General features: G+C 65.6%; 30 protein-coding genes. 20 read left to right on the top strand and 10 right to left on the bottom strand.

Annotation, left to right across the window (positions count from 1 at the left end):
- Positions 1-5 precede the first annotated feature (5 nt).
- Both ASF00_RS01755 and hemW read right to left on the bottom strand, forming a co-directional pair.
- Positions 6-731 carry a peptidylprolyl isomerase gene (locus ASF00_RS01755; RefSeq protein ID WP_055873297.1) on the bottom strand — a complete coding sequence of 242 codons (726 nt, stop codon included), beginning with the start codon at positions 729-731 and terminating at the stop codon, positions 6-8.
- A gap of 105 nt (positions 732-836) precedes the next feature.
- Entirely contained in the window at positions 837-2009 is a 1173-nt protein-coding gene (hemW, locus tag ASF00_RS01750) for a radical SAM family heme chaperone HemW (protein WP_055873294.1), read from the bottom strand.
- Positions 2010-2052: 43 nt separating this feature from the next.
- On the opposite strand from hemW, the gene ASF00_RS01745 reads away from it, so the two are divergent.
- Both ASF00_RS01745 and ASF00_RS01740 read left to right on the top strand, forming a co-directional pair.
- Positions 2053-2610 (top strand): CAP domain-containing protein, encoded by a 558-nt coding sequence (locus ASF00_RS01745; protein ID WP_055873290.1) that lies wholly within the window; start codon positions 2053-2055, stop codon positions 2608-2610.
- 68 nt (positions 2611-2678) lie between these two features.
- Positions 2679-3479, top strand: coding sequence for an EAL domain-containing protein (locus tag ASF00_RS01740; protein ID WP_443024372.1), 801 nt, complete (start codon positions 2679-2681; stop codon positions 3477-3479).
- A gap of 156 nt (positions 3480-3635) precedes the next feature.
- Here the strand turns inward: ASF00_RS01740 and rdgB are convergent, their stop codons facing one another.
- Together rdgB and rph are read right to left on the bottom strand one after the other, a co-directional pair.
- The gene (rdgB, locus tag ASF00_RS01735; RefSeq protein ID WP_055873283.1) at positions 3636-4271 is read right to left on the bottom strand and encodes an RdgB/HAM1 family non-canonical purine NTP pyrophosphatase; all 636 of its coding nucleotides are present in this window, start codon (positions 4269-4271) and stop codon (positions 3636-3638) included.
- The gene (rph, locus tag ASF00_RS01730; RefSeq protein WP_055873281.1) at positions 4268-4984 is read right to left on the bottom strand and encodes a ribonuclease PH; all 717 of its coding nucleotides are present in this window, start codon (positions 4982-4984) and stop codon (positions 4268-4270) included. The genes rdgB and rph overlap by 4 nt, the downstream gene beginning before the upstream one ends.
- A 340-nt stretch (positions 4985-5324) precedes the next feature.
- On the opposite strand from rph, the gene hrcA reads away from it, so the two are divergent.
- The 4 genes from hrcA (at position 5325) to ASF00_RS01710 (ending at position 8642) form a co-directional block, all read left to right on the top strand.
- Complete coding sequence (gene hrcA / locus ASF00_RS01725; protein WP_055873279.1) at positions 5325-6368, top strand: heat-inducible transcriptional repressor HrcA; 1044 nt, start codon at positions 5325-5327, stop codon at positions 6366-6368.
- A gap of 25 nt (positions 6369-6393) precedes the next feature.
- Positions 6394-6933, top strand: a complete 540-nt coding sequence (gene grpE, locus ASF00_RS01720; protein ID WP_055873277.1) for a nucleotide exchange factor GrpE — start codon at positions 6394-6396, stop codon at positions 6931-6933.
- Between the two features lie 138 nt (positions 6934-7071).
- Entirely contained in the window at positions 7072-8295 is a 1224-nt protein-coding gene (locus tag ASF00_RS01715) for a threonine synthase (protein ID WP_055873274.1), read from the top strand.
- Positions 8296-8402: 107 nt separating this feature from the next.
- On the top strand, positions 8403-8642 hold the full coding sequence (locus tag ASF00_RS01710) for a hypothetical protein (RefSeq protein WP_055873272.1): 240 nt from the start codon (positions 8403-8405) through the stop codon (positions 8640-8642).
- A gap of 79 nt (positions 8643-8721) precedes the next feature.
- Here the strand turns inward: ASF00_RS01710 and ASF00_RS01705 are convergent, their stop codons facing one another.
- Both ASF00_RS01705 and ASF00_RS01700 read right to left on the bottom strand, forming a co-directional pair.
- The gene (locus tag ASF00_RS01705; RefSeq protein ID WP_443024371.1) at positions 8722-9177 is read right to left on the bottom strand and encodes a vgr related protein; all 456 of its coding nucleotides are present in this window, start codon (positions 9175-9177) and stop codon (positions 8722-8724) included.
- A gap of 11 nt (positions 9178-9188) precedes the next feature.
- Complete coding sequence (locus ASF00_RS01700) at positions 9189-9626, bottom strand: copper chaperone PCu(A)C (protein ID WP_055873267.1); 438 nt, start codon at positions 9624-9626, stop codon at positions 9189-9191.
- Positions 9627-9793: 167 nt separating this feature from the next.
- On the opposite strand from ASF00_RS01700, the gene dnaK reads away from it, so the two are divergent.
- The 4 genes from dnaK to ASF00_RS01680 all read left to right on the top strand — a co-directional run bounded on the left by dnaK (position 9794) and on the right by ASF00_RS01680 (position 14027).
- Complete coding sequence (gene dnaK / locus ASF00_RS01695) at positions 9794-11701, top strand: molecular chaperone DnaK (RefSeq protein ID WP_055873264.1); 1908 nt, start codon at positions 9794-9796, stop codon at positions 11699-11701.
- Between the two features lie 156 nt (positions 11702-11857).
- Positions 11858-12991: a molecular chaperone DnaJ gene (gene dnaJ / locus ASF00_RS01690; RefSeq protein WP_055873260.1), complete on the top strand. Its 1134-nt coding sequence runs from the start codon at positions 11858-11860 to the stop codon at positions 12989-12991.
- Between the two features lie 112 nt (positions 12992-13103).
- Entirely contained in the window at positions 13104-13493 is a 390-nt protein-coding gene (locus ASF00_RS01685) for a hypothetical protein (RefSeq protein WP_156357006.1), read from the top strand.
- Positions 13494-13589: 96 nt separating this feature from the next.
- Positions 13590-14027, top strand: a complete 438-nt coding sequence (locus tag ASF00_RS01680; protein ID WP_235525546.1) for a TM2 domain-containing protein — start codon at positions 13590-13592, stop codon at positions 14025-14027.
- 68 nt (positions 14028-14095) lie between these two features.
- On the opposite strand, the gene ASF00_RS18200 is transcribed toward ASF00_RS01680, so the two are convergent.
- Both ASF00_RS18200 and purB read right to left on the bottom strand, forming a co-directional pair.
- Positions 14096-14311, bottom strand: a complete 216-nt coding sequence (locus ASF00_RS18200; protein WP_156348129.1) for a hypothetical protein — start codon at positions 14309-14311, stop codon at positions 14096-14098.
- Positions 14312-14424: 113 nt separating this feature from the next.
- The gene (gene purB / locus ASF00_RS01675; protein WP_082463159.1) at positions 14425-15723 is read right to left on the bottom strand and encodes an adenylosuccinate lyase; all 1299 of its coding nucleotides are present in this window, start codon (positions 15721-15723) and stop codon (positions 14425-14427) included.
- 231 nt (positions 15724-15954) lie between these two features.
- Between purB and ASF00_RS01670 the strand changes: the two genes are divergently transcribed.
- Positions 15955-16404, top strand: coding sequence for a calcium-binding protein (locus tag ASF00_RS01670; RefSeq protein WP_055873249.1), 450 nt, complete (start codon positions 15955-15957; stop codon positions 16402-16404).
- Positions 16405-16480: 76 nt separating this feature from the next.
- Here ASF00_RS01670 and ASF00_RS01665 read toward each other — a convergent pair whose 3' ends face one another.
- Both ASF00_RS01665 and radC read right to left on the bottom strand, forming a co-directional pair.
- Complete coding sequence (locus ASF00_RS01665; protein ID WP_235525544.1) at positions 16481-16744, bottom strand: hypothetical protein; 264 nt, start codon at positions 16742-16744, stop codon at positions 16481-16483.
- Positions 16745-16775: 31 nt separating this feature from the next.
- The gene (radC, locus tag ASF00_RS01660; protein WP_055873246.1) at positions 16776-17480 is read right to left on the bottom strand and encodes a RadC family protein; all 705 of its coding nucleotides are present in this window, start codon (positions 17478-17480) and stop codon (positions 16776-16778) included.
- An 85-nt stretch (positions 17481-17565) separates the two neighbouring features.
- On the opposite strand from radC, the gene ASF00_RS01655 reads away from it, so the two are divergent.
- The 9 genes from ASF00_RS01655 (at position 17566) to ASF00_RS01615 (ending at position 24667) form a co-directional block, all read left to right on the top strand.
- Positions 17566-20721, top strand: a complete 3156-nt coding sequence (locus tag ASF00_RS01655; protein WP_055873243.1) for a YdbH domain-containing protein — start codon at positions 17566-17568, stop codon at positions 20719-20721.
- 47 nt (positions 20722-20768) lie between these two features.
- Complete coding sequence (locus ASF00_RS01650; protein ID WP_055873240.1) at positions 20769-20948, top strand: YnbE family lipoprotein; 180 nt, start codon at positions 20769-20771, stop codon at positions 20946-20948.
- Position 20949: 1 nt separating this feature from the next.
- Complete coding sequence (locus tag ASF00_RS01645; protein ID WP_055873236.1) at positions 20950-21330, top strand: YdbL family protein; 381 nt, start codon at positions 20950-20952, stop codon at positions 21328-21330.
- 279 nt (positions 21331-21609) lie between these two features.
- Positions 21610-21930 carry an AtpZ/AtpI family protein gene (locus tag ASF00_RS01640; protein WP_055873233.1) on the top strand — a complete coding sequence of 107 codons (321 nt, stop codon included), beginning with the start codon at positions 21610-21612 and terminating at the stop codon, positions 21928-21930.
- 70 nt (positions 21931-22000) lie between these two features.
- Positions 22001-22759, top strand: a complete 759-nt coding sequence (locus tag ASF00_RS01635) for a F0F1 ATP synthase subunit A (protein WP_055875204.1) — start codon at positions 22001-22003, stop codon at positions 22757-22759.
- Between the two features lie 41 nt (positions 22760-22800).
- Positions 22801-23028 (top strand): F0F1 ATP synthase subunit C, encoded by a 228-nt coding sequence (locus ASF00_RS01630; RefSeq protein WP_055873230.1) that lies wholly within the window; start codon positions 22801-22803, stop codon positions 23026-23028.
- Positions 23029-23085: 57 nt separating this feature from the next.
- Positions 23086-23580 (top strand): F0F1 ATP synthase subunit B family protein, encoded by a 495-nt coding sequence (locus tag ASF00_RS01625; RefSeq protein ID WP_055873226.1) that lies wholly within the window; start codon positions 23086-23088, stop codon positions 23578-23580.
- Between the two features lie 37 nt (positions 23581-23617).
- On the top strand, positions 23618-24190 hold the full coding sequence (locus tag ASF00_RS01620; protein ID WP_200910479.1) for a F0F1 ATP synthase subunit B family protein: 573 nt from the start codon (positions 23618-23620) through the stop codon (positions 24188-24190).
- A gap of 156 nt (positions 24191-24346) precedes the next feature.
- Entirely contained in the window at positions 24347-24667 is a 321-nt protein-coding gene (locus ASF00_RS01615) for a DMT family transporter (protein ID WP_055873220.1), read from the top strand.
- Positions 24668-25094: the final 427 nt, after the last annotated feature.

Here is a 25094-nt window from a genome sequence, read left to right as displayed (position 1 = left end):
GAATCTCACTTCTTGGCAGGCGCCTTCTTCGCTGGCGCCTTGCGGGCCGGCGCAAGCTTGGGCTTGGCAACGTCAGTCCCTGAACCGGTCCCCGGCAAGGTTACCGGTGCGCCAAGTGCCGGGGCGGGCGGCCCAGCCATGTACGCCGGAGGATTGTCCGCGGCGATATACGCATGGACGATCCGCGACGGGTTCGCAGGCGGCTCGCCGCGCTCGATCGCGTCGACATACTGCATGCCGTCGAGCACGCGCCCGAACACGGTGTACTTCTTGTCGAGGCTCAGGCGAGGCTGGAACACGATGAAGAACTGGCTGTTCGCGCTGTCCTCCTTGTCCGAGCGCGCCGCCGACACCGCACCGCGGACGTGCGGCAGGTAATTGAACTCGGCCTTCACGTCGGGCAGCGTCGAGCCACCGGTACCGTCGCCCTTCGGATCGCCGCCCTGCGCCATGAACCCGTCGATCACGCGGTGAAACGCGAGCCCGTCATAGAAATGCTGGCGGGTGAGAGTCTTGATCCGCTCGACCATCAGCGGCGCGACGTCGGGGCGCAGCCAGATCGTCACGCGCCCGCCGGTCGACAGATCGAGCAGCAACAGGTTCTGCGTATCCGTCGTCAGTGGCGGGGTGAGGCGAACGGCGGGGGCCGCGACATCATTCTTCTGCGCGGCCACCGCGGGCACCGTGACGAGGCACCCGAGCAACGCGAACATACCGGCGAAAAAGCGCATCAAATTCCCACTCGCAAGAGGCCCGGCGCAACCAGGCTGCCGCCACTTAGAGCAAATCCCCGCTTGCGCCAATCTGAACGTGACGGCGTCTCGAACGCCGCCACGTCAGGCGGTGACGATCTCGGGCAGGATCGCGTCGAGCAGCAATGCGCCTGCGTCGGTGACCCGCAATCGACCGGGGGTATGCGCGATCAGGCCAAGGGCCTCAAGCCTGGCCACCGCAGCGATATCTACCGGCATGATGCCATCGTTGAGTGCCGTGATCCGATCGAGATCGACCCCTTCCGTCAGCCGCAAACCCATCAACAGCGCTTCGGTAGCCCGTGTCGATGGTGTCAGCGGATCCTCGACCTCCATGCCGTGGCCGTTGCGCGCGATCGCCGCCAGCCAATTCTCTGGTTTTTTCCGTCGCACCGTCGCCAGCCCGCCGCGTCGGCCATGCGCGCCCGGCCCGATCCCGGCATATTCCTGATACCGCCAGTAAGCGAGATTGTGGCGGCTCTCCAACCCCGGCCGCGCATGGTTGGACGTCTCGTACGCGGGGAGTCCCGCGGCGGCGGTATCGGCTCGCGTCGCCTCGAACAGGTCGGCGGCCGAGTCGCCGTCGGGGATCACGATCCGCCCCGCCAGCGCCTCGGTCGCGAACCGGGTGCCGGCTTCGATCGTCAGCTGATAGAGCGAAAGATGTTCCGTCCCCAGGCTCAACGCGCGCGCCAGTTCCGCGCGCCAGTCGTCGAGGCGTTGGCCGGGAAGCGCATAGATCAGGTCGAAACTGACACGGGGGAAGACACTTTGCGCGGTCGCGAGCGCGGCTTGCCCCTCGTTCACGTCATGCGCGCGGCCTAGAAATTTCAGCGCCGTATCGTCGAGGGACTGCAGCCCGAGCGAAACGCGGTTCACGCCGGCGCGTGCCAGATCGGCGAACCGCGCGGCCTCTACTGAGGACGGATTCGCCTCGAGCGTGATCTCGATCCCGTCCGCGAATCCCCACGCCTTCTCCGCCGCGCCCAGAACGGCGGCGACGGTCGAGGGCGGCATCAGTGAGGGCGTGCCGCCACCAAAGAAAATTGACTGCAACTTCCGCCCGGGCAGCACTCGCGCCTCATGCGCGAGGTCGGTCAGCAGCGCCTCCCGCCAAGCCGCCTGATCGACGTCCTCGCGTACATGGCTGTTGAAGTCGCAATACGGGCATTTCGACACGCAAAACGGCCAGTGGACGTAGAGCGCGAGATCGTCCGAGGAATCAGCGCGAGGGCTTGGTGTTTCGAAGACGGGCATTATCTCGCGCCTATGGTCGCAAGGAGCGGCCGAAGGAAGCGCAATGACGGCACGGATGGGTTTGGCGATCATCGGGGCGTTGTTGCTGGCGGGCTGCGCGCAGGGGCCGGTGCGAGTCGTCGAGCGTCGCGAGACGCAGGACCCGGCACCACGTGGTGCGAGCCTGCTCAAGACCGCGATGCTCGACGGCCACAATGCCGCGCGCGCTGCGGTCGGTGTGGGGGCGCTGACGTGGAGCGATACGCTGGCGACCACCGCGCGTGGCTATGCCGAGGAGATGGCACGCACCCGCAAGTTCGCGCACGCCCCGCAACCACAGGGGATGACGCGCGAAGGCGAGAACCTGTGGACCGGCACGCGCTATGCCTATGCCTATTCCGAGATGATGGGCCACTGGGTCGCCGAGCAGCGTGATTTCATCAACCAGCCGACCCCCGGGTTCAGCCGGACCGGCAAGTTCGAGGACGTTGCCCATTACACGCAGATCGTCTGGCGCGGCTCGACCCAGGTCGGCTGCGCGATGGCGAGCAACAAGACCGACGATTATCTGGTGTGCCGTTATTCGCCGCCCGGCAACGTATTCGGCGAGCGCGCTTATTAATTTCGGATATTCCGATGCAGGCGGTTCCGGTGGGACTTTCTTAAGCGGTCGTCAGCTAACTTGCGTTAATGATACCACTACCCAATCAGCCCGCCATACCGCGTGTCGGCGGATGTGTCGGATGCCGCGACGGTGCCGGCCTGTCGTTTGCTTTCTCGATGGCGTTCCAGCCGATCGTCGATGTCGAGACCGAGACTGTCTTCGCCTACGAGGCGCTGGTGCGCGGCCCCGAGGGGCAGTCGGCGGCCAGCGTGCTGGGGCAGGTCGATGCGGACAACCTCTACGCGTTCGACCAGCAATGCCGGGTGCGCGCGATCGAGGCATCGGTGAAGGCCGGGCTGCTTGATACGGCCGCACGGCTATCGATCAATTTTCTGCCGAACGCGGTCTACTCGCCGGCCGCGTGCATCCAGTTGACGCTGAAGACCGCGGGCGCGGTGGGGTTGCCGACCGATCGCCTGATCTTCGAGTTTACCGAGAACGAGGAGATGCTCGATCCGGCGCACGTCGCGAACATCATCGCGACGTATCAGAAGATGGGGTTCGGGACCGCGCTCGACGATTTCGGCGCGGGGCATGCAGGATTGAACCTGCTCGCGCGGTTCCAGCCCGACATCATCAAGCTCGACATGGAGCTGATCCGCGACATCGACACCAGCTTGCCGCGGCGGATGATCGTCGAGGGGATGCTGCGGATGTGTACTGCGCTGGGGATCACAGTGATCGCCGAGGGGGTCGAGACGCTCGGCGAATACGAAGCTCTCCGCGCTCTCGGCGTACGGTATATCCAGGGGTATCTGCTGGCCAAACCGGCGTTCGAGGCGCTGCCCGTCGTCAATTGGCCCACGAAGCAACTGATCGCCGTCTAAATTCAATTGGGATCTGCAATCCTCCCCCGCCAGGGGGAGGTGGCTGGCGCTTGCCAGACGGAGGGGGAGGTAGGCGATAACGCCCGTTCCGCGACCCCCCCTCCGCCACCTGCGGTGCCACCTCCCCCTGGCGGGGGAGGATCGCCGTGCGGCAAATCAGAACACCGCGGCTTCGAGCAGCTTGAACGCCTCGTTGCGGTGGCTGATCGCGTTCTTGGTCTCGTGCGGCAGTTCGGCATAGGTCAGGTCGTAGCCGAGCGGCACGAACACCGGATCATAGCCGAACCCGACGTTCCCGCGGGGTGGCCAGACGAGCGTCCCCTCCGCGCGCCCTTCGAACCATTCGACATGGCCATCTGGCCACGCCAGCGCGAGCACGCTCACGAAATGCGCGCCGCGCGTGACGTCCGGACCCTTTGCAACGACCGCGTCCTCGACCTTCCGCATCGCCATCATCCAGTCGCGACCGGTCGGCGTCTCCGCCCAATCGGCGGTGTAGACGCCCGGATCGCCGCCCAGCGCATCGACGCACAGCCCGCTATCGTCCGCCAGCGCAGGATAACCCGACAGGTCGGCTGCCGAGCGCGCCTTCAGTTCGGCGTTCGCGAAGAAGGTCGTGCCCGTCTCGACGGGCTCCGGCAGGTCGAGTTCGGCGGCGGAGACGACTTCGAGCCCTCGTCCTTCCAAAAGCGCCGCAATCTCGCGGACCTTGCCCTTGTTGTGGCTGGCGATGACCAGCTTGCCCGGCTGGAGCTTGCGGATCGCCTGCGGCTCCTTCCCCTCAGCGCTCACTTGGCGACCGCCTTTGCCTGCGCGGCGAAGATGTCTGTGCAACCGATTCGTGCGAGACGTAGCAGGCGAAGCAGCGCTTCTTCGTCATAGGTCGCGCCCTCGGCGGTCGCCTGTGCCTCGGCGATGTTGCCGTTTTCGAGCAGCACGAAGTTCGCGTCCGCATCCGCGCCCGAATCCTCGATGTAGTCGAGGTCGAGAACCGGGTTACCCTGGTAGATGCCGCAGCTGATCGCGGCGACCTTCTGCGTCAGCGGGTCGGCGGTCAGCTTGCCGCTCGCGAGCAAACCGTCGATCGCGAGCCGCAGCGCGACCCAGCCGCCCGAGATCGACGCGGTGCGCGTGCCGCCATCGGCCTGGATCACGTCGCAGTCGATCACGATCTGGCGCTCGCCGAGCAGCTTCAGGTCGACGACCGCGCGCAGCGAACGGCCGATCAGCCGCTGGATTTCCTGCGTGCGGCCCGACTGCTTGCCCTTGGCGGCTTCGCGGTTGTTGCGCGTGTTGGTCGCGCGCGGGAGCATGCCGTATTCCGCCGTCACCCAGCCTTCGCCCTTGCCGCGCATGAACGGCGGCACCTTTTCCTCGACGCTGGCGGTGACGAGCACCTTGGTGTCGCCAAAGCCGATCAGCACGGAGCCTTCGGCATGCTTGGTGAAGCGCGGCTCGATCGTGATCTGACGCATCTGGTCTGGGGCGCGGCCGGATGGGCGCATGGTCGGTATCCTAAAATCTTTCCGTTCGTCCTGAGTAGCTGCTGAGCGAAGTCGAAGCGGCGTATCGAAGGACTGGCCCGCTGGGGGCAATCCTTCGATACGGGCCTTCGGCTTCGCTCAGTCCCTACTCAGGACGAACGGGTGGTGGGCAATAAGCGCTGCCTAGCCTTTCGTCCGGCGGCTCGCCAGCCAAACTACCGCCGTCATCCTGACGAAAGTCAGGACCCAGGGTAACCGAACGGCGTGCTGTGTGGCTCAGGGTCCTGACTTTCGTCAGGATGACGGTTGGAGAGGGTGCATTCCCCTTTGTACGACGCCGGATCCGCCCTAGATCAGGCCGATGGCCACGCCTCCCGTCACCGAACTGACCGACCGCGCGCGTGATATTTTTCGCGCGGTCGTCGACAGCTATCTCGCCAGCGGGACGCCGGTGGGCTCGAAGACGATCGCGCAGCTGACGGGCTTGAGCCTCTCGCCCGCCTCGATTCGCGGCGTGATGGGCGAACTCGAAGCGCTGGGCCTGCTCGCCAGCCCGCATACCAGCGCGGGGCGGATGCCGACCGATCTGGGGCTGCGGCTGTTCGTCGACGGGATGATGCAGGCGATGGAGCCCTCGTTCGAGGAGCGCCAGACGATCGAGGCGCGCGCGGGCGTCGGTGGCCCGGTCGAGGAGGCGCTCGCCGCCACCACGCTCGCGCTGTCTGGGCTGTCGGCGTGCGCCGGACTGGTGATGGTGCCCAAGCGCGAGCTGAAGCTGCGCCAGATCGCGTTCGTCACGCTGTCGCCGCAACAGGCGCTCGCGGTGCTGGTGAGCGAGGACGGCTCGGTCGAAAACCGCGTGATCGCGATGCCGTCGGGGATGACGCCGTCCGCGCTGGTCGAGGCGGGCAATTACATGTCGGCGACGCTCGGCGGGTTGACGCTGGCCGAGGCGCGCAGCCGGATCGAGCGCGAGCTGGCGGACGGGCAGGCGGCGCTCGACGGCGCGGCGCGGACGCTGGTCGAGCAGGGAATCGCGGTGTGGAGCGAGGATGCGAACCGCCGTCCGGTGCTGATCGTGCGCGGGCAGGGGCGGCTGATCGATGCGGCGGCGGCGGCTGATCTCGATCGGGTCCGCGACCTGCTCGACGATCTGGAAGGCAAGCAGGAAGTCGCTTCACTTTTGGACAGCGCGCGCGCGGGCGATTCGACGCGGATTTTCATCGGTGCGGAGACGAAATTGTTCGCGTTGTCAGGGTCTTCGGTGATCGCGCGACCGTTCCGTGGATTGGACGGCCGGGTGGTCGGCGTGGTGGGCGTGATCGGCCCCACGCGGTTGAACTATGCGCGCGTCGTGCCCATGGTGGATTTCACGGCCGCAACGCTCGCCCGGTTGATGGGTTGAGCCGGCCCAACTTATAGGGAAGACCATGTCCGAGACCGACCAGAACGCCCCTGCCGACCTGCGCGAAGAAACCGCCGAAGACGCACCCGAAGTCGCGACGAACGACCGAGTAGCCGAGCTCGAGAATCAGCTGGCAGACGCCAAGCAGAACGTCCTCTACGCACAGGCCGAAATCCAGAACGTCCGCCGCCGCGCCGAGAAGGAAGCGCAGGACGCGCGTGCCTATGCCGCGACCGCGTTCGCGCGCGATGTGCTGTCGGTTGCCGACAACCTCGCGCGCGGCCTGTCGGCGATCCCGGCGGACCTACGTGCGGACGAGAAGATGAAGGGGCTCGTCACCGGGCTCGAGGCGACCGGTCGCGAACTCGACAGCGTGTTCCAGCGCCACGGCATCACCAAGATCGTATCGGAGGGCCAGATGCTCGACCCGAACAAGCATCAGGCGATGATGGAAATCCCGAGTGACCAGCCTGCGGGGACAATCGTCCAGGAGATGCAGGTCGGCTACATGATCAAGGACCGCCTGCTGCGTCCCGCGATGGTCGGCGTCGCCAAGGCGGGCTGAACGCTCTTCGCTAGCTTCGGTGTTCTCCTGCGAAAGCAGGAGCCCAGGATCACGCACGCCAACGCTCGGAACCCTGGGGCCCCGCTTTCGCGGGAGAACCGGAGCATGACGGGAATTCGGCAGTGGTAGGATGACGACTTGAACGAGAACCTCACCGCGGACCGCGAGACCTTCGTCACGCATCTCGAATGCTCGATCACCGGCGAACGGTACGAGGCGGACCAGTTGCACGGCCTGTCGCGCGCCGGCAGGCCGCTGCTCGTCCGCTACGACCTCGACGCGGTGCGTTCGGCGATTTCCCGCGACACGATCGAGGCGCGTCCGACGGATCTGTGGCGGTGGCGCGAACTGCTGCCCGTGCGCGACACCGCGAACATCGTCAGCCTTGGCGAGATCGAGACGCCGCTGGTGCCGCTGACAAAATCCGGCGGCCCCAACGTCCTCGTAAAAGAAGAAGGCCGCCTCCCGACCGGGTCATTCAAGGCGCGCGGGCTCGTCATGGCGGTAGCGATGGCCAAGGAACTCGGCGTCACGAAGATCGCGATGCCGACCAACGGCAACGCCGGTGCGGCGCTGGCCGCCTACGCGACGCGCTGCGGGATCGAGACGATCGTGTTCTGTCCCGACGACACGCCCGAAATCAACGTCCGCGAGATCGCGATGCAGGGCGCGCGCGTCTGGCGCGTCAACGGGCTGATCGACGATTGCGGCGCGATCGTCGGCAAGGGCGCCGCAGAAGGCCGCTGGTTCGATTTCTCGACGCTCAAGGAGCCCTATCGAATCGAGGGCAAGAAAACGATGGGGCTCGAACTCGCCGCGCAGTTCGGCTGGCAGCTGCCGCAGGCAATCTTTTACCCGACCGGCGGCGGTACCGGCCTGATCGGGATGTGGAAGGCGTTCGATGAACTGGAACAGCTCGGCTGGATCGGCGCCGAGCGCCCCAAGATGTTCGCGGTGCAGGCGAGCGGTTGCGCGCCGATCGTCCGCGCGTTCGAGGCGGGCGAGGAGCATGCCGAGCGCTGGGAGGATGCGAGCACCGTCGCGGCGGGTATTCGCGTGCCCAAGGCGGTCGGCGACTTCCTGATCCTCCGCGCGGTCCGCGACAGCGGCGGGCAGGCGCTGGCGGTCGGTGATCCGGCGATCCTCAAGGCGGTTGACGCCGCGGCGAAGCAGGACGGCCTGCTGCTCTGCCCCGAAGGCGGCGCGACGCTGGCGGCGTACCATCAGGCGCTGAACACAGGTCTGGTCGACGAGGACGACAAGGTCGTTCTTTTCAATTGCGCCACCGGGCTGAAATATCCGATGCCTGAGGCACCGCAAGCGCTTGATAGAACACAACCTATCGATTTCGACGCGCTGTAAGCCGCGGACCTACGCGGATCGGATGGGTCACGATCTACCCAATCGATGGTTGAAATTGATCCATGTTGTCTGCAACGGGGCGCCCTTCTTTACAAAAGGGGTCTTCAATGCAGAAAATCGTCCAAGTCGCGTGCGTCGTCCTCATCGCGGCAGCGGTCATGTTCGGCGGACGCTGGTACATGTACGTTGCGCGCGGCTCGAGCCCGTATGACGAGGTCGGCATCGCGCTGAACGGCTATGCGCCGGGGCCGATGCGCAGCTGGGGCTGCCACAAGATGCAAGCGCGGTTCCCGGGGCAATTGCCGCCTTATGGCTGTGGCGGTCCGGATGGTCGCAGCTGGATGTAACCCACACCCGTCATCCTGACGAAAGTCAGGACCCCGAGTAACCTAGCGTGCCATTTGTGGCTCTGGGTCCTGACGTTCGTCAGGTTGACGTGAACGGCAGCACGCTCTCATACTGCGCGAGCGGCGGCGCCCCTGCCACTGTCGCTCCGGCGCGCAGCAGGAACGCGTGCCGCACGATCTCGCCCTGCTGCTCGATTCCATAACGGTGCAGCGCGACCCCCGGCCGGAACGCGTAGTCGTACCGGCACCAGGGATGCCGTGCGAGCGGCAGGAATACGCCGCGCTGGTGCTGCCAGACATGCGTCATTTCGTGGACGAACAGCCCCTGCAACGTCAGATGGGCCTGCGCGAAGTCATCGCACCACAGATCGCCCTTGGGGTGGAAGTGGATGCAGCCGCGCGGCGCCATCACCGTATCGCGCGGCTGGAAGAACGCCCATTTGCGCCGGGACAAAGTCACCTGCGAATAGTCGATCGCGTTTCCAAACACCGATGCGGCGAGTGCTGTTTCCCCCGCGGTCAGTGCGCGCCTCAAGTCTCCCCGGGTCACTTCCCTACCGGGGTCCCCGCCGCGACCACGGTCGCATTGTTCAGGATCCGCGTCCCGTCCGCAAACGCGAACGTCAGCATCACGCGATCGGCTGGCTTGATCCCGGGGTTCATATTGAACAGCATCACGTGCCGCGCGCCCGGCGCGAACGCGACGTCGGTCTTCGCGGGAATCTCCACGCGGGCGAGCGGTGTCATCGACGTCACGCCGTTCTTCGCCATCGTCTCGTGCATTTCGGACTTGATCGCGACATCGGTCGTCACCGAGATCAGCGTCGCGGGGGTCGGCCCGCCATGCACCGTGAAATACGCCGCCGCCGGTCGTCCCGTCACCGCGCCGAGCCGCACCCAGGCGCCGTCCACCGACAGCTCCTTGGGCGGCGCGCATGACGCCAGTGCCATCGCGGCGACACCCAGTCCGAAAACGATACGCATAGGTTACTTTTCTCCGGCCCCTGCCTCTTGTGCATCCTATGACCGGTACAATCTTGCGGCAAGCGCGAGGCCACCTATATCGCGCCCATCATCAGAAAGGTTCCACTCCCGTAACGGGGCGGAACCGATTTCATATTTCGTTTCAAGTGAGGGGCTAATCAGAACTCATGGCTAAAGTAATCGGTATCGATCTCGGCACGACCAACAGCTGCGTTTCCGTCATGGAAGGCGGCAAGCCCAAGGTCATCGAGAATTCCGAGGGCGCGCGCACCACGCCGTCGATCGTCGCGTTCGCCAAGGATGGTGAGCGGCTGGTCGGCCAGCCCGCCAAGCGGCAGGCCGTGACGAACGGCGACAACACCATCTTCGCGGTGAAGCGCCTGATCGGCCGTCGTTTCGACGATCCGATCACCAAGAAGGACACCGAGCTGGTCCCGTACAAGATTTCGCGCGGGCCGAACGGCGACGCGTGGGTCTCGGCCGGCGGCAAGGAATATTCGCCGTCGCAGATCTCGGCGTTCACGCTGCAGAAGATGAAGGAAACCGCGGAGTCGTATCTCGGCGAGACGGTCACGCAGGCGGTCATCACCGTGCCGGCCTACTTCAACGACGCGCAGCGCCAGGCGACCAAGGACGCGGGCCAGATCGCCGGCCTCGAAGTGCTGCGCATCATCAACGAGCCGACCGCGGCGGCGCTGGCCTACGGCCTCGACAAGCAGGACGGCAAGACGATCGCGGTCTACGATCTCGGCGGCGGCACGTTCGACATCTCGGTGCTCGAGATCGGCGACGGCGTGTTCGAGGTGAAGGCCACCAACGGCGACACCTTCCTCGGCGGTGAGGATTTCGACAACAAGATCGTCCAGTTCCTCGCCGACGAGTTCAAGAAGGCGGAGGGCATCGACCTCGCCAAGGACAAGCTGGCACTGCAGCGTCTGAAGGAAGCCGCCGAGAAGGCGAAGATCGAGCTGAGCTCGGCGCAGTCGACCGAGGTCAACCTGCCCTTCATCACCGCGGACCAGAACGGCCCGAAGCATCTGGTCAAGTCGATCACGCGCGCCGATCTGGAGCGGATGGTCGAGGATCTGGTCAAGCGTACGCTCGAGCCGTGCCGCAAGGCGCTCGCAGACGGCGGCCTGAAGCCTGAGGACATCTCGGAAGTCGTGCTCGTCGGCGGCATGACGCGCATGCCGCGCGTGCGTGAAGTCGTGAAGCAGTTCTTCGGCAAGGAGCCGCACACCGGCGTCAACCCGGACGAGGTCGTGGCCATGGGCGCCGCGATCCAGGCCGGCGTGCTGCAGGGCGACGTCAAGGACGTGCTGCTGCTCGACGTGACGCCGTTGTCGCTCGGCATCGAGACGCTGGGTGGCGTGTTCACCCGGATGATCGATCGCAACACGACGATCCCGACTAAGAAGTCGCAGACCTATTCGACCGCGGACGACAACCAGGGCGCGGTGACGATCCGCGTGTTCCAGGGCGAGCGCGAGATGGCGGCCGACAACAAGATGCTCGGCAATTTCGATCTCGTCGGCATCCCGCCGGCACCGCGCGGCGTGCCGCAGATCGAGGTCACGTTCGATATCGATGCGAACGGTCTCGTCAGCGTTTCGGCCAAGGACAAGGGCACCGGCAAGGAGCAGCAGATCCGCATCCAGGCGTCGGGTGGCCTTTCGGACAATGACATCGACCAGATGGTCCGCGATGCCGAAACCTTCGCCGAGGAGGACAAGAAGCGTCGTGCGGGTGCCGAGGCGAAGAACAACGCCGAGAGCCTTGTCCACACGACGGAGCGTCAGCTCGCCGATAACGGCGACAAGGTCGACGAGTCGCTCAAGACCGAGATCCAGGCCGCGATCGACGCGACCAAGGCTGCGGTCGAGAGCGGCGATGCGGACGCGATGACCGAGAAGAGCACCGCGCTCGCCCAGGTCGCGATGAAGCTCGGCCAGGCGATCTACGAGAAGCAGGCCCAGGCGGACGCCTCGCCGTCGGCCGATGGCGATGCGGCGAAGAAGGACGACGACGTCGTCGACGCCGAATTCTCGGAAGTCGACGACAACCCGAAGGCGTAAAACCATGACCGCCCACCGTCACCCCAGCGAGGGTCCCATCGAAGTATTACTTCGATGGGTGCCTGGAAGCTGGGGTTTCCTTCCGCAGGGGTCCGCTCCCGTGGAACGAGATGCCAGCTTCCGCTGGCATGACGGGCGGGGCCGGGGGGGCGAAGTATGAGTACCCAGACAGACTATTACGAACTGCTCGAGATCGAGCGGACCGCGGATGCGGGGACGATCAAGTCGTCCTACCGCAAGCTCGCGATGAAATATCACCCGGACAAGAATGCCGGCTGCAAGGATAGCGAAGCGCAGTTCAAGGCGGTCAGCGAGGCGTATGACTGCCTCAAGGACCCGCAGAAGCGCGCGGCCTATGATCGCTTCGGCCATGCCGCGTTCCAGAACGGCGGCGGCGGCGGTCACGGCGGCGGCGCGCAGGATTTCGGCGGCTTCAGCGATATCTTCGAGAGCGTCTTCGGCGAATTCATGGGCGGCGCACAGCGCGGCGGTGGCCGCTCGACGGCACGCCGCGGCGCGGACCTGCGCTACGACATGGAAGTCAGCCTGGAGGAAGCCTTCCACGGCAAGACGACCGAGATCACGATCGACGTCTCCGCGCTCTGCGACACCTGCGATGGCTCGGGCGCCAAGGCTGGCACGCGCGCAAAGACCTGCCAGCATTGCGGCGGTCACGGCAAGGTTCGTGCACAGCAGGGCTTCTTCGTGGTCGAGCGCGCATGCCCGGTCTGTAACGGTGCCGGCCAGGTCATCGCCGACCCGTGCCCCGACTGCCGCGGTGAAGGTCGCGTCGATAAGACCAAAACGCTATCGATCAACGTCCCCCCGGGTGTCGACGAAGGCACGCGCATCCGCATGACGGGCGAAGGCGAGGCGGGTGCCCGCGGCGCCCCGTCCGGTGACCTGTATATCTTCCTGCATGTGACGAAGCACGCGCTGTTCGAGCGCGAAGGCACGACGCTGTTTGCGCGTGCGCCGATCAGCTTCACGGTCGCGTCGCTCGGCGGATCGCTGTCGATCCCCGGCCTCGACGGCCGCACGCACGAGATCAAAATCCCCGCCGGGATCCAGTCGGGCAAGCAGCTTCGTCAGCGCGGTGCCGGCATGCCCGTGCTGCAGGGCCGCGGACATGGCGATCTCGTCGTCCAGATCGATGTCGAAACGCCGACGCGGCTCAGCAACCGGCAGAAGGAATTGCTCGAGATGTTCCGCGAGACCGAAACGGGCGACGAATGCCCGGCGAGCCAGGGCTTCTTCGCCAAGCTCAAGGGCGTGTTCGCGGCCGAATAAGCGGGACGGCGATACTGAACCATAGGGGGGCGCAATGCTGGCATGTCTGTTCACCGCGATAGCTTGTTGGCTGATCATGGCCGGCGCGTCCCAAACGCCGATCGGCAAAGCGATGCATCGGATGCTGGTCGACGCGCCGGCGATGCGGTTGTCGCGCTTTACCAGAGGGGACGCGGCGGTGATCGTCCTGATGATGACAGCCGCGGCGGTGGTCACCCTTGTTGGCGAAGGCGACGGCATCCGGGTTCTGACCCTTGCTGCCCCCGACATCGCGATCTGGATCACGACCTTCGAGATGTCGGCCTATCTCGACATCGTCATGGCGCTGGCAGCCGCCGCCGCAGGTCTACGCGTTCGCGGCATGGCGCGCTATCTGGGTGTCGTCGCCCGACACCCGGCGGCAAAGGCTCGCAAACGCGCAACCCGATCGCGGAGGACCCGGCCGATCGTCGGGGACAATGACGACGACAGACATTGGCGGGGTGTCGCATTCGTCGCTTGAGGTCTAGCAGTCCGAGAACGGACTTGCCTGATCCGAAGCAGCCGTCAAACTGCCGGGCGAACATCGAGGATTGATATGCGCGGACAGGTTTTAGGGGTGGACCCCCGCACCGGCGAAGGGATCGTCGCAGGGCAGGACGGACAACGCTATCGGTTCGTGCCGGGCGACTGGGCGGATCGGGGCGAGCCGGCGATCGGGATCGAGGTCGATTTCGACACCGCCAACGATCGTGCGCTTAGTGTTTTCCCGGTGCCTACCGCGCCGGGCCCGCGTCGCGCGGGGCCACCTGCGGCCATCGCCGCGCCGGCCAACGACCGCAACAAATACGTCGCTGCAGTGATGGCGTTCGTGATCGGCACGCTCGGTATCCACCGCTTCTACCTTGGCCGGACGGGCTCGGGAATCGTCATGCTGGTGCTAACCGTGACCGTGATCGGACTTGTCATCAGTGCGCCTTGGGCGCTGATCGACATGATCCGGTATCTGATGATGTCCGACGAGGAATTCGCCGCGCGCTATCCACGCAGGCGATAGCCGCTCGCGGGCCTTGGACTGCCCGACCTAGCCGCGCCCCCTCGGGAGGGGGCGGGCGGGCCGATGGATCAGAGGGCGGTGATGACCACCCCGACCACCAGCGCTTGAGCCGCGATCGCCAGCATGGTGCTGGTCACGGTTTCGAACATGCGCATGAGTAGGTCTCCGATGCCGGAACAATATCCGGCAACCGGGATATGGTTATAGTTGCGCGGTGTCGCAATTTTGTAACACGTAATCGCAATTGCGTTACGCGCACTTTGCGTGGCCGTGGCGGCAGACACGCCGCAACCCGTCATCCTGACGAAAGTCAGGACCCAGAGTACCGCGTGCTGCCCTGCTTGGCTCTGGGTCCTGACGTTCGTCAGGATGACGGGCGGGCGCTACCGGCGCGCCCTCAGGCCGCGCCGAACACCCGTGCGAAGATCGTGTCGACGTGCTTCAAGTGATAGCCGAGATCGAACTTGTCCTCGAGTTCGGCATCCGACAGCGTCACGTCCGGATCGGCCTTCAGCAGGTCGAGCAGCGACAGTGCGCCGTCCGAGTCCCATACCTTCATCGCGTTGCGCTGCACCAGCCGATACGCGTCCTCGCGGCTCACGCCGGCCTGCGTCAGCGCGAGCAGCACGCGCTGCGAATGGACCAGCCCGCCCATCTTGTTGAGATTCTTCAGCATCCGCTCGGGGTACACGACCAGCTTGTCCATCACCCCGGTCAGCCGCACGAGCGCGAAGTCGAGCGTGATCGTCGCGTCCGGCCCGATATAGCGCTCGACCGACGAGTGCGAGATGTCGCGCTCATGCCACAGCGCGACATTATCCAGCGCGGGTGTGACATAACCGCGCACCATCCGCGCGAGGCCAGTGAGGTTCTCGGTCAGCACCGGATTGCGCTTGTGCGGCATCGCTGACGACCCCTTCTGGCCGGGCGAGAAATACTCTTCCGCCTCGAGCACTTCGGTACGCTGCAGATGACGCACTTCGGTCGCGAGCCGCTCGATCGAGCTGGCGATCACGCCGAGCGTCGCGAAGAACATCGCGTGACGATCACGTGGGATGACCTGAGTCGAGACGGGTTCGATCGTGAGGCCGAGCTTGCCCGCGACATACTCTTCGACGAATGGATCGATGTTGGCGAACGTGCCGACCGCGCCCGAGATCGCGCAGGTCGCGACGTCGTCGCGTGCCGCGATCAGCCGCGCGCGGTTGCGCGCGAATTCGGCATGCGCCTGCGCGAGCTTCAGTCCGAACGTGACTGGCTCGGCGTGGATGCCATGGCTGCGGCCAATCGTCGGCGTCATCTTGTGCTCGCGCGCGCGGCGTTCGAGCACCACCAGCAACGCGTCGAGATCGGCAATCAGGATGTCGCTCGCCTTGGCAAGCTGCACCGCGAGACAGGTGTCGAGCACGTCCGACGAGGTCATGCCCTGATGCATGAAGCGCGCTTCGGGGCCGACATGCTCGGCGACGTTGGTCAGGAAGGCGATGACGTCATGCTTGGTCTCGCGCTCGATCTCGTCGATCCGATCGACCTCGAACGCGCCCTTCGCCCAGATCGCGGCGGCGGCCTCTTTCGGCACGACGCCCAGTTCGGCCAGCGCGTCGGTGGCGTGCGCCTCGATCTCGAACCAGATCTTGAAGCGCGCTTCGGGCGTCCAGATCGCGACCATGTCGGGGCGGGAATAGCGGGGGACCATCGGGTTTCCTCGGGAGCGTGAAGGGTAAGGCGTGTCGCGTGCCATATTGCCCGCGTTTGCGCGCGAAACGCGGTAGCAGGACGCAGGACAAGGTTCAAATACCCCGCCTCGCGTATGAATCCGGCATGGCAGCGCGTATAGAAAGAATGAGCAGTTCGCGGCGGCGAGTATATGCCATGCTCGATCGCCAAGCGGCTCAGTACATGCGTAGAACACCACCGGAGAGACGCAATGTTGAAATATGCTATGCTAGCCGGCGCGGCATTGGTTGCTGCACCCGTATTGGCGCAGGCGACCGCGACGGCGCCGCAGACTTCGGCACCGGCCGGCGCTGCTACTGGCCAAGCCAATCCGTCTGGCGCGATCGCGTCGCCGCAAGGTTCGACGACCGATGCGGTGCCGATGCAGTCCACTGCGCGCGAACAACCCGCCACGGGCAGCCAGGTCGCGCAGGTCGTCGACACCGAGTTTCCGACCTACGACAAGAATGGTGACGGCAAGCTCAGCGCGGTTGAATTCGGCGGCTGGATGGTCGCGCTGAAGAGCAAGACCGATCCGTCGACCAGCTCCGACGCGCCGGAGACGAAGAAATGGGTCTCGGCCGCCTTCGCTCAAGCGGACGCGGACAAGAACAAGTCACTCACGAAGACCGAAGTCACGCGCTTTCTGACGCAAGGCTAACGCGTATCGCAAACCCGGTAGGGTCGTGAACGTCCGACCAAGTCGGTCTGCCTCCGTCCGCGTGCAAGGCAGCGCGTCAGCCCGCCTTGCGCGCCGCCCGCTCCTTTTCCGCGCGTGTCGCGGCCAAATCCTGTCCCCGCGCCTCGACAGCGGCCTCGAGCAATCGATCAGACGTCTCGACCGCCGCGTCGGGCGTCAGCGACACCGCGACCCCGTCCGGTCCGTCGACCAGAACCTGCCCATGTTCCGCGGTCACGGTCGAGGGCTCGTCGTGTAACTTGTTGTCCAAATGCAATTCCTTCAGTGTGACAACGTAGATGCGGGCAAAACGACGCAGCACTTTCAGGAATGTAGACCGATACCTGATTTGCTTAGATCAACCCTTGCGCGCGCAGGCTGACATGGCCGCCGGTGCCCATCACGATATGGTCGTGGACGGTGATGCCCAGTCGCTTGCCGGCCTCGGCGATCGTCCGCGTGATCTCGATATCCGCGCGGCTCGGGGAGGGGTCCCCGCTCGGATGATTGTGGACGAGGATGATCGACGCCGAGCCGAGATCGATCGCCCGGCGGATGACCTCTCGGACATACACCGCGGCCTGGTCGATCGAGCCCTTGCTCATCACCTCGTCGCGGATCAGCATGTTCTTGGTGTTGAGGTGGAGCACGCGGAAGCGCTCGATCGCGTGGTGCGCCATGTCCGCGCGGAGATAGTCGAGCAGCGCCTGCCAGTTGGCGAGCACGGGGCGGTCGCTGACCTGCGATTGCAGCAGGCGGATCGCGGCTGCGTGCGCGATCTTGATCGCCGCGGTCGAGATCTCGCCCATCCCCTTCACGCGGCCGAGCGCCTCGGCATCCGCGGTGAGCACCCCGCCGATCCCGCCGAACTCGCGCATCAGCGCTTTGGCGAGCGCCTTGGTATCGCCGCGCGGAATCGCGATCGCGAGCAGATATTCGATAAGTTCGTGGTCGAGCAACGCATCGCCCCCGCCGTCGAACAGGCGTTTGCGCAAGCGCCCGCGATGACCCTTCAGATCATGCTCCAGGGCAGCGACGTCGTCGTCCGGTTCGGCCATGGCGCCATGCTAGCACATCGCTGCGCAATTGCATGACGCCCCTGCACCCGCCTATGCAGGGCTTCGACTGTAGCGGAGTGCGTGGGTGAGCGAGACGAGCGAGACAGGGGCCAACCCTCGCCGTCCTGCGACTGCCCGCCGCGTCGCGCTGGTGGTCGCACTGCTTCTGCTCGCGGGGCTGATCGTGCTCTGGCTGGTGCGCAAGCCGATCGCCGAAGGGTTCATCGACCGCGAGCTCGCCAAGGCCGGCGTGCCGGCGCGCTACGCCATCGCCGACCTGGCGCTGGGCGGCCAGCGCTTGACCAACGTCGTGATCGGCGATCCGGCGCATCCCGATCTCGTCGCCGACTGGGTCGAGACACGGACGGGCGTCGGCTTGTCGGGGCCGTATCTGAAGGGTGTGCGCGCGGGGAAGGTGCGGCTGCGCGGCCGGCTGGTTGAAGGCAAAGTCTCGCTCGGTGCGATCGACAAATTGCTGCCGGCGTCGTCGGGCAAGCCATTTGCGCTGCCCGCCCTTGATGTTTCGGTCGCCGATGGGCGGATGCGGCTCGAGACTCCGCAGGGGATCGTCGGGCTGAAGCTGGTCGGGTCGGGCAAGCTCGACGACGGGTTTCGCGGCACGCTCGCGGCGATCAGCGAGCGGCTCGATATCGGTGGGTGCGCAATCGACAGGCTCGCGGCGACCGTCAAGCTGCGGATCGACGCCGCCAAACCGACCGTCACGGGGCCGGTGCGCGTGTCGCGGCTCGCCTGTGGCACGACGCGAGTCGACCGGCTGGTGGCAGACCTCGACGTCGGCTTCTCCGCCGCGCTCGATCGCTGGCAGGGCAAGGCCACGCTCACGACGGGCGCGGCACGGACGCCGGGCGGCACCTTGGCGGGCACGAGCGGCACGATCGCCTTCACGGGAAGTGCGGCGGCGAGCGCAGGGAAAGTGGACATTGCTGCGAAAACCGTTCGCACCCTCGAAGGCGGCGCGCGACGCGTTTCGGTCGCTGGCGCATACCGGATCGGCGAGCAGATCGCCTTCGACGGGCGCGTCCAGGCGAGCGGCGCCGCCGTGGCGCAAAAACGACTCGCCGGACTGACGGGGATCGGTGGCGCGGCCCCAGGTGCGCCGGTTGCACCACTGGCGACCGCCGCAGTGCAAGCGATTCAGAAGGCAGGTCGCGGGTTTGCGGCGGATGCCGACGTCCGCATGCAGATCGAGGGCGGACGCGGCAAGGTTTTGCTGTCGCGTCTGTCGCTCGCGTCTGCCAGCGGTGCGCGCGTGGCGCTCGGCGGCGGGAGCGGGGTCGCGCTGGACTGGCCGAATGGCGGCGTCCGGCTCGACACGACTCTCGCGATGCGCGGCGGCGGCTTGCCCGAGGCGCGCGTGTCGCTCGCGCAGGTGAAACCCGGCGCGGCGATCCGCGGCGTGGCCACCATCGCGCCCTATGCGGCGGGGGCCGCGCGTCTGGCGCTCACCCCCGTCACCTTCAGCGCGACGCCGGGTGGCGCGACGTCGATCGCGACGCGCGTGACGCTTTCTGGGCCGATCGGCGGCGGCGGGTCTGCCAACCGGGTCGATGGCCTGGCGATGCCGGTCGCCGCGCTGTGGGACGGTCGCGGGCGACTGGTCGTCAACACCGGTTGCACGCCCCTGGCGGTGCAGCGGTTTGCGCTATCCGGGCTGGTGCTCGACCCGTCGCGATTGACTTTGTGCCCGGTCGACGGCGCGCTGGTGCAGGTGAAGGGCACGCGGATCGGCGGCGGCGCCCGGATCGCAGCGGCACGCCTGACCGGACGGCTCGGCACCACGCCGATCACGCTCGCGACCGCCGGAGCGACCGTAAGGCTCGCCGATCGCGGGTTTGCGATCGAGCGCGTGCAGACGCGGATCGGTGCGCCCGAGCGAGTCACGCGACTCGATTTCGGCACCGTCACCGGTCGCATGACCGCGCGAGGGCTGGCGGGCGCGTTCACCGGCGGCGCGGGGCAGATCGCCAACGTGCCGCTGCTGCTCGGCGATGCGGCCGGCGATTGGACGCTGGTCGGCGGTGCGCTCAACCTCACCGGCGCGATGGGTGTGTCCGATGCCGCACCGACCCCGCGGTTCAAGCCGCTCGCCGCGCGCACCGTGACGCTCGCGCTGGTCGACGGCAGTATCACCGCCGCGGGCACGCTGGTCGAGCCGACGACGAACACCAAGGTCGCCGATGTCACGCTCGCCCACGCGCTCGGGGCAGGGGCGGGCAAGGCCGACCTCATCGTCCCCGGAATTGCGTTCGCCAAGGACAGGCTGCAACCCGATACGCTCACCCCGCTGACCTTCGGCGTGATCGCCGACGTCAACGGCTCGGTGAGCGGCGAGGGGCATATCGCCTGGAACCCCGATGGCGTGACGAGCAATGGCGTGTTCCGCACCGCTGGCACCGACCTCGCCGCCGCGTTCGGCCCGGTGACGGGCATCGCGACCGAGATCCGTTTCACCGACCTGCTCAATCTGCAGAGCGCGCCGGGGCAGGTGGCGACGATCCGCACGCTCAACCCCGGCATCCCCGTCACCGACGGCACGATCCGCTACCAGACGCTGCCCGGCGCGCGCGTCCAGGTCGAGGGCGGCGCATGGCCGTTCGCGGGCGGATCGCTGACTCTCGACCCGACGCTGCTCGATTTCTCCGCGGCGTCCGAGCGGCGGATGACGTTCCACGTCGCCAACATGGCCGCCGACCAATTCCTCCAGCAGTTCGATTTCAAGAATCTCGACGCGACCGGGATTTTCGACGGCGTGCTGCCAATGATCTTCGACGAGACCGGCGGCCGGATCGAGGGCGGCGACCTGCGCGTGCGGCCGGGCGGCGGGACGCTCGCCTATGTCGGCGACCTGAGCCAGAAAGATCTCGGCATCTGGGCGAACATCGCGTTTCAGGCGCTCAAGTCGCTGCGCTACCAGTCACTGCGAGTCGGCATGAATGGCCCGCTCGCCGGCGAGATGGTCACCGACGTGCGCTTCGCTGGGATCAGCCAGGGCGAGGGCGCGAAATCGAACTTCATCGTTCACCGCCTGCAAAAGCTGCCGTTCGTATTCAATATCCGCATCAAGGCGCCGTTCCGTGGGCTGCTCGATTCGGCGCAGAGCTTCTACGATCCGAAGCGGTTGATCCAGCGCAACCTGCCCGCGTTGCTGCAGCAGCAAGCCGCGCCGCCTCCTCCCAAACTCCCCACCATTCAGGCCCCGGAAAGCAGTATTGTGCCATGACCGAAACAGGATTGAAGAAGCTGGAGCAAAGGCCGATCTTGCACAGGATGACGAGGACGATCGCTTTCATGGTGACGACCGCTGCCGCCTTGCCAGGCTGCATCAACGTGTCGGCCCCCGACAAGCCGATCGAGATCAACCTCAACATCAATGTCACGCAGGAAGTGGTCTATCGTCTCGATGGCGAGGCGAAATCGTTGATCCAGCAGAATCCGGGGATATTCTAAGATGAAGACCAAGGTCATGATGATGGTTGCCGCAGCGGTGGCTCTCGGCGGCCTTTCGGTGGCAGCCTCGGCGCAGCGCGACCCAGCCTATGCCGCGGCGCGCGCGGGCGGCGAGGTCGGCGAGCAGCCCGACGGCTATCTCGGCCTCGTCGGCGCGGCGAGCGGCGAGCTGCGCGCGCTGGTCAACAACATCAATATCCAGCGCAAGTCGGCGTACACGCAAAAGGCGCAGGCAAGCGGCGCGACGGTCGAGCAGCTCGCCTTCACCAGCGGCTGCAACCTGATCCTGCAGACCAATCCCGGTGAAAAGTACAAGACCCCGAACGGCGTCTGGAAGACGCGCACCGCTGGCGCCCCCGACCGCGATTCGCGCTGCGTGTGAATGATACCGTAATCCTCCCCCGCCAGGGGGAGGTGGCTGGCGCTTGTCAGACGGAGGGGGAGGAAGGCGAAACGTAGGTTGCCTTTCCTCCCCCTCCGTCACCTACGGCGACACCTCCCCCTGGCGGGGGAGGATTGCGAGTTTGCCCGCTGCATTGATGACACCCCTGTCACACCGGTTGACTTGCACCCCCCCCTTTTCTAAACGGACCGCGCCTTGGCGGGATCGCTCGTCGCTGCTTGCTTCCTCCCCGATGCGAAATCAGGTGGAGGAACGTGCGTGGCGGAGATCGAACCCGGACAGGACCCCCAGGGTGTTGACGATCCGCGACTTTCCGCGCTCGATGAGCGATTGAGAGAGGTCAAGGCTCGGGAGACGCTCGCTAAGGGGCAGAAGGGGGCGGACGCCGAGCGGGGATACTCGCAAGGCAATCGCGTCATTTCCGCCCTGATTGGGAGTCTCGTCGGCAGTGCGCTGATCGGCTGGTTGATTGACCGCTGGTTCGGTACTGGCCCTTGGGGACTGATCGTGTTGCTGTTCCTCGGGATAGCGGTCGCGTTCAGGCAGATCATTCGAATTTCAGGCGAACGCCCGGAGTAACCGGGCGTTTGTCGTATCAAGACGGCAGGGATTCCACGTGGCGGCAGAACAGGGCGGCAAGATCGATCCGATGCACCAGTTCCTGATCGAGCCGGCGTTCGGCTCGCACTGGATCGTAGGTGGTTACGACCTGTCCTTCACCAATTCCGCGTTGTGGATGGTGGTGACGCTGGTCGCATTGTGGGCGTTCATGATCGGCGGGATGAAGCGCGAGCTCGTCCCCGGTCGTTGGCAGATGGCGGTCGAGGGCTTTACCGGCTTCATTTCGGGCATGCTCGAGCAGAATGTCGGCCCGGGCGGCAAGCGCTTCGTGCCCTATGTCTTCTCGCTGTTCATGTTCATCCTGTTCGCCAACATCATCGGCCTGCTGCCGTTCGGCATCGTCCCCGGCGTGCACCCGTTCACCGTGACCAGCCACATGACGGTCACCGGCGTGCTGGCGCTGATCAGCTTCGCGATCGTCCTGCTCGTCGGTTTCGGCAAGCACGGCTTCCACTTCTTCTCGCTGTTCGTGCCGAGCGGCACGCCCGCGCTGATGATCCCGCTGATCTTCGTGGTCGAGTTGATGTCGTTCCTGGTGCGTCCGTTCTCGCTCGGCCTGCGACTGTTCGTGGCGATGACCGCGGGCCATATCCTGCTCAAAGTGCTGGCCGCGTTCGTGATCAACGGCCTGAGCCTCGGCGGGATGTATATCGGTCTGGTGAGCGCGCCGAGCATGCTGCTGATGGTCGGCATTACGCTGCTCGAGCTGCTGGTCGCCGCGATCCAGGCCTATGTGTTCGCGTTGCTGACGTCGGTCTATCTGAACGACGCGGTCAACCTTCACTAAGTTTTTCCATCACCTAAACTGTTTTTCAAAGGGAATTTATCATGGACGCACAAGCAGCAAAGATGATCGGTGCTGGCCTCGCAGCGATCGGCATGGGCCTCGCAGCCCTCGGCGTGGGCAACGTGTTCGCCCAGTTCCTCGCCGGCGCTCTCCGCAACCCAGGCGCAGCCGACAGCCAGCAGGGCCGTCTGTTCATCGGTTTCGCAGCCGCCGAGCTTCTCGGCCTGCTCGCCTTCGTCACCATGATCATCCTGGTGTTCGTCGCCTAACCACTCGGTGATTTGGCCGGGCAACCGCGCCCGGCCGGATTAACGCAGGACACACCAATGCCCCAGATTGCCCAGATAGCCGCTACCTACGCCTCGCAGATCTTTTGGCTGCTGCTCACTTTCGGTATCCTGTATTTCGGGATCGGTAAGGGAATGGTGCCAAAGATCGTGTCCAACGTGGACTCGCGCGAAGGCCGGATCGCCGGCGATCTGGCGGCGGCAGTCGCTGCCCGTGCGCAGGCCGATACGGTCCAGGCGAACTGGCAGGCAGAAATGGACGCGGCACGTACCGCGGCGCAGGCCGAGACGGCCGCCGCTGCGAAGCGGGCGGCGTTGGCGTTCGAGCAGCAGGTCCATGCTGCCGACGCCGATCTCGCCGAGCGTCTGGGGCACCACGATCTGGCGGTCGCGAACGCGAAGGCCGAGGCACTCTCGAACCTTCAGGGCGTCGCCGCCGAAGCAGCACAGCAATTGGCCGCAAAGGTCGCCGGCCTCCAGGTCAGCCTGGATGCGGCGAGCGACGCGGTACGCAGGACGACGGCGCATGGCTAATCCCGATTCGGCCGCAAAGGTCATCCATGAAGAGGGCATGGCGCCCGAAGGTGCGATCGACAACCAGGGTATAAAGGGCCACACGACCGCGCCCGGTGGCGTCGAGCATGTCGCCGATCCGACCGCGCTTGGCCTGACCTCGACCGGCTGGGTTGCGGTTGCGATGATCGTCGTGATCCTGCTGATGATCTGGAAGAAGGTTCCAGGGATGATCGGCAAGATGCTCGATACGCGCATTGCTGGCATTCGCACGCAGCTCGACGAAGCCAAGGCGCTCCGCGCCGAAGCCGAGGCGATCCGCACCGAGTACGAGGCCAAGGCGAAGACCGCGCACGCCGAAGCCGAAGCCATGAAGGCTCATGCGCATCACGAGGCCGCGGCGATCATCGCCAAGGCCAAGGCGGGCGCCGAGGACCTGATGGTGCGTCGTGCCAAGATGGCCGAGGACAAGATCGCGGCCGCCGAACGCGCCGCGATCGCCGAAGTCCGCGCCCGCGCCGCCGATGCTGCGGCCAAGGCTGCCGGTATCCTGATCGCGGAGCATCACGACGCCGCCGCCGACCGGTTGATGGTCGACCGCTCGATCTCGGGGCTCGGTCGCCTGAACTAAGTCTTCTCCTCTCCCCTCGGGGGAGAGGAAGGGGCCCGCTGCGAAGCAGTGGGAAGGTGAGGGCACGTGTCCCTCCCGCGCTAACATTTTCGACGGCCGTCTCTTCCCGGGTTTCCGGCGGCCGAGTCTCCAATTTGAGCCCGTTGGAGAAGAATCATGTCCTGGCTCATCCTCGCGGTCGCCGTCGTCACCGAAATCTGTTGGGCGCTCAGCCTGAAATGGGCGGCCACCATCGCCACGTGGCAGGCGTCGAGCGTCCCGATCGTCCTCAGCTTCGTCAACATGGGCCTGCTCGCGTTGGCTATGCGCGGCCTACCGGCGGGCACCGCTTATGCGATCTGGACGGGGGCCGGCGCGATCGGTGTCATCATCGGCGGCGTGCTGCTGTTCGGCGACAAGGTCAGTGGTATCCAGGCCTGTTTTATGGCGCTCACCGTCGTCGGGATCGTCGGCACGAAGGTCTTCGCGCAGGCGTAACCCGGCGGCTCGCCGCCCTAACATAGTTTGATCATGCCTGACGCCCTCCACGTCTTGGGGGGCGCCTAGTGCTGTGTCATGTAAGCGTGGCACCCGTATGAGGTCTATGGGCGTGCTCTGCGGCCCCTGTAGCGCACGAATGCCTTGGGAGGCGCCTGCGCGCAGTGGGACCGACCTGTCCAAATTCGTCATATTGCTACGATCGTAGGTCTTCGCGGGGCGCTTCCAGAGCCGCAAGAGCCCGGTACAATCACGTCACATCAGTTGTGATTTGAAAATAGGGTTTGCTGGCTGCCACTGTGTGGCGGTTTTGAGACACAATGTTCAAAAATCGGTTTCCGTATGCGGAAATCGCTAGACGCCAACAACAGAAGGCCTCTACCTAACGTCCAAACCATAAGTTCGAAAAGTTCGAACACTCAGGAGA

Origin of the sequence: Sphingomonas sp. Leaf34, assembly GCF_001421805.1 — a bacterium.
Lineage (GTDB): Bacteria > Pseudomonadota > Alphaproteobacteria > Sphingomonadales > Sphingomonadaceae > Sphingomonas.
Note: the sequence above shows the minus strand (reverse complement) of the source record. Positions and strands in the feature narration are given on the sequence as shown.